Raw genomic sequence first — 2,694 nt, 5'->3', positions numbered from 1 at the left:
AAAAAGGCTTGCCATGCCTTCGATCGCCTGGCGCTTCCATTGGGCGATCATCGTCTGATGCACGCCATGTTTCGACGCCAACTCCGCCAGCGTCAGTTCCCCACGGATCGCCTCCAGGGCAACCCGTGATTTGAACTCCGCCGCATACCGTTTCCGCGTAACCTTGCCCATAAAACACGTCCTCGTTCAGGCCAGATGATAGCTTATCGCCCTGTCCGAAAAATGGGGACCACTTCTGTTGGAACGCGTTGACGGCTTCCGGCATTGCGGAACGGCCGTCGTCGAGTGCTTTGCCAAGACGCTGATGTTCTTCTGTTGTGAGGTAGCGCTCGCGCTTCTGCTCCTTATAGCGTTTCACGCCCCTGCATGGATTGATGTTGTCTGTCCGCACACCCCAGAGAATTGCCAAGGAGAACATTTTCGACAGCACACCCAGCGTCCGGTTCGCCTGATACGGGATATGGCGATAGGCGTGGTGGAATGCGACCACATCCGAGTGGGTCAGGGCGGCCATCTTCCGGCTGCCAATTTTTTTCGCGATGAACAGGTCAATCGCGCGTTGGTATTCGGCTTGCGTCGTGGGTTTCAGATGCGTCTTCACATGCCGTTCAATGAAAATCTTGCAGAACTGGCTGACGGTGGGGGAGGTCCGCTCTTCGCCGCGTTCGGTGTTTGGATCGTTGCCGTCTTTTACACGGGCGAGAATTTTGATCGCTTCATCGCGTGCTTTGTCTGCCGTCCAGGGACCGTGATGGCCGATCGTATAACGTCGGAACCGCCCATTGGCTCGGTAATGAACCACGTAGCTCATCCGGCCAGAAGGCCAGACCCGCAAGGCGAAGCCGGCGACCTGATCGTCCCAGACGATGTAGTCCTTTTCGGCAGGCTGGAGGGTGGCGATTATGCGCTTTGATATCCGGGGCATGGCTTCCTCCACAGGATGCATATAGGATGCAAATGGGATTGAAACGTCAGCGTGAGTAAGCGTAGGCAGAAGAGCCAAAATGAACGACTTATTCAATTAAAATAATAGGATAGTAGTAGTTCTTCGGGATGCGTCGGGGATTTTCGTGGTAGGGCGTAGCTCTTACCTACAAACTCATAACCTGAAGGCCGCAGGTTCAAATCCTGCCCCCGCAACCAGACTTAATACACTGAATATGATACAAAAACGCCGCCCCCAGAGGCGGCTTTTTTGCGTTCAGGACAGGGTTGCCGCCATAGCCAAATGCAGCCCTGCCTAACGATTTTGCGATCTCCTGCTGTGCTTTTCCTTACAGTATTCTAACGGCAGGTATGTGTGGGAAAGGGGAAGCCACATGACGCAGACATGGGGGGACTTTCAGGCGGTTGTCCAGCTATCGGCAGGACTGAATGTTGCTATTCTCAGTTTCGTGGACATCAGTCTGCCCGCCATAAAAGAGCGTCGGCGCGTATTCGCCAAGGCCCAGCAGGAACTGGACATGCATCGGTCCGCGCCGGGCAAGGTGACCAGTGCTGCGCAGCTTGAACATGACTGTCAGGTCGATGAAATGAACCAGAAGCTGTATATGCTGTGGAAGGAATCCTCAGCTTTCAGCAACGAAGAAGATTCCCTGATTCATTCAACAGGAATCCTTGGTTTTCTCGGGGCTGTGCTCAGTATGTTCCTGTTGTGGTATTCCGCAGAATATTACGATGCGATCATTGGCGTGACGGGAAAGGTTGTCATTTCCCTGTCGTTCTGCTCACTGGTCGGGGCCTTCATCATCAATTTCATGACAGCATCGCAGGCCAGCGTATTTACCAAGAAATGCAATGCGATCCGGCAGGAAATGCGTCAGAAACTCTGAAATTCTCAGCTTGTACCGGGGCTGGCAGTGTCGGCATGCTCCTGCTGGAAACCTGCCAGGAAGATCCGTGCGGCCTTGTGAAAGCGCGGGCGCATGTTCTGTTCAATCCATGCAGTGCCGGATGCGCAGGCCAGACTCTGCAACATCATGTCGCCGATTGTCATGCCAAACAGCATGTTACTGTATATGTAGATATCGCTGACTTCATAATGGTGCTGACGGACATAACGGTCCAGCCAGCCGGTCAGTACGTTTTCCTTCCCCCCCGCACGCAGGCTGGTCAGGATCTGACGGATATCGGCGGATTCCTGTGATTCGGTAATCAGTGCGCGGATCAGGCTGATACGGTCCGGCCTGAGGATGATGCGGCCAAGGTTCATCAGCAGTTCCGTCAGTTCCTCGGCCGGGTTATCGCGGTAATGACATTCATCCGGCGTGACGTTGAACAGGCGGGTGTTGATCAGGGTATGGAACAGGTCCTGCTTGGAATTGAACATCTGGTAAAGCGTACGTTTGGACATGGCGGAATGCTGCGCCACCTTGTCCATCGACGCAGCATGGTAGCCGCATTGCTGCAGCACTTCGCTGGCGGCATCCAGAATGCGCTCCCGGCGTTCGCATTCCTCCATTTCTGGTGGTCTGCCGGGCCCGCGTCGCCGACTGTCGCAATCGTGCGGCGCGGGCGTGGGGTCGCCATGTCCATTCTTGCTCATTCGTAATATGCTCCGCCCGCTTTTGTGTGGCCGTGCTGCTTGACCGGCTTATACCAAGGGCTACTGTCTCTGACTCATCTGTGAAGTGACGCGAAGGGCCTGTTCTGATTCTGTCGTGAGAGGGAGGATCGGGAATGGCTGGTGCGATT

General features: G+C 54.9%; 3 protein-coding genes and 1 pseudogene. 1 reads left to right on the top strand and 3 read right to left on the bottom strand.

Features of this window, described 5'->3' with window-relative positions:
- Together CFR80_RS17630 and CFR80_RS20040 are read right to left on the bottom strand one after the other, a co-directional pair.
- The coding region (locus tag CFR80_RS17630; RefSeq protein ID WP_146221661.1) for a transposase at positions 1–171 on the bottom strand (171 nt) is incomplete at its 3' end.
- A gap of 364 nt (positions 172–535) precedes the next feature.
- Positions 536–925 (bottom strand): annotated as a pseudogene (locus CFR80_RS20040) (Arm DNA-binding domain-containing protein); the annotation flags it as partial.
- Positions 926–1,319: 394 nt separating this feature from the next.
- On the opposite strand from CFR80_RS20040, the gene CFR80_RS17620 reads away from it, so the two are divergent.
- The gene (locus CFR80_RS17620) at positions 1,320–1,832 is read left to right on the top strand and encodes a hypothetical protein (RefSeq protein ID WP_010516060.1); all 513 of its coding nucleotides are present in this window, start codon (positions 1,320–1,322) and stop codon (positions 1,830–1,832) included.
- Positions 1,833–1,837: 5 nt separating this feature from the next.
- On the opposite strand, the gene CFR80_RS17615 is transcribed toward CFR80_RS17620, so the two are convergent.
- Complete coding sequence (locus CFR80_RS17615; RefSeq protein ID WP_232275928.1) at positions 1,838–2,545, bottom strand: TetR/AcrR family transcriptional regulator; 708 nt, start codon at positions 2,543–2,545, stop codon at positions 1,838–1,840.
- Between the last annotated feature and the right edge of the window lie 149 nt (positions 2,546–2,694).

It is taken from the genome of Komagataeibacter oboediens (assembly GCF_003207815.1).
In the GTDB taxonomy this organism is placed as follows: domain Bacteria; phylum Pseudomonadota; class Alphaproteobacteria; order Acetobacterales; family Acetobacteraceae; genus Komagataeibacter; species Komagataeibacter oboediens.
The sequence above is the reverse complement of the archived record's forward strand: the minus strand, read 5'-3'. Positions and strand labels throughout refer to the sequence as shown.

Bases quoted from the DNA above. Each gene is read 5' to 3' on its own strand.
- CFR80_RS17615 (WP_232275928.1), bottom strand. From the start codon at position 2,545: ATGAGCAAGAATGGACATGGCGACCCCACGCCCGCGCCGCACGATTGC.
- CFR80_RS17620 (WP_010516060.1), top strand. From the start codon at position 1,320: ATGACGCAGACATGGGGGGACTTTCAGGCGGTTGTCCAGCTATCGGCA.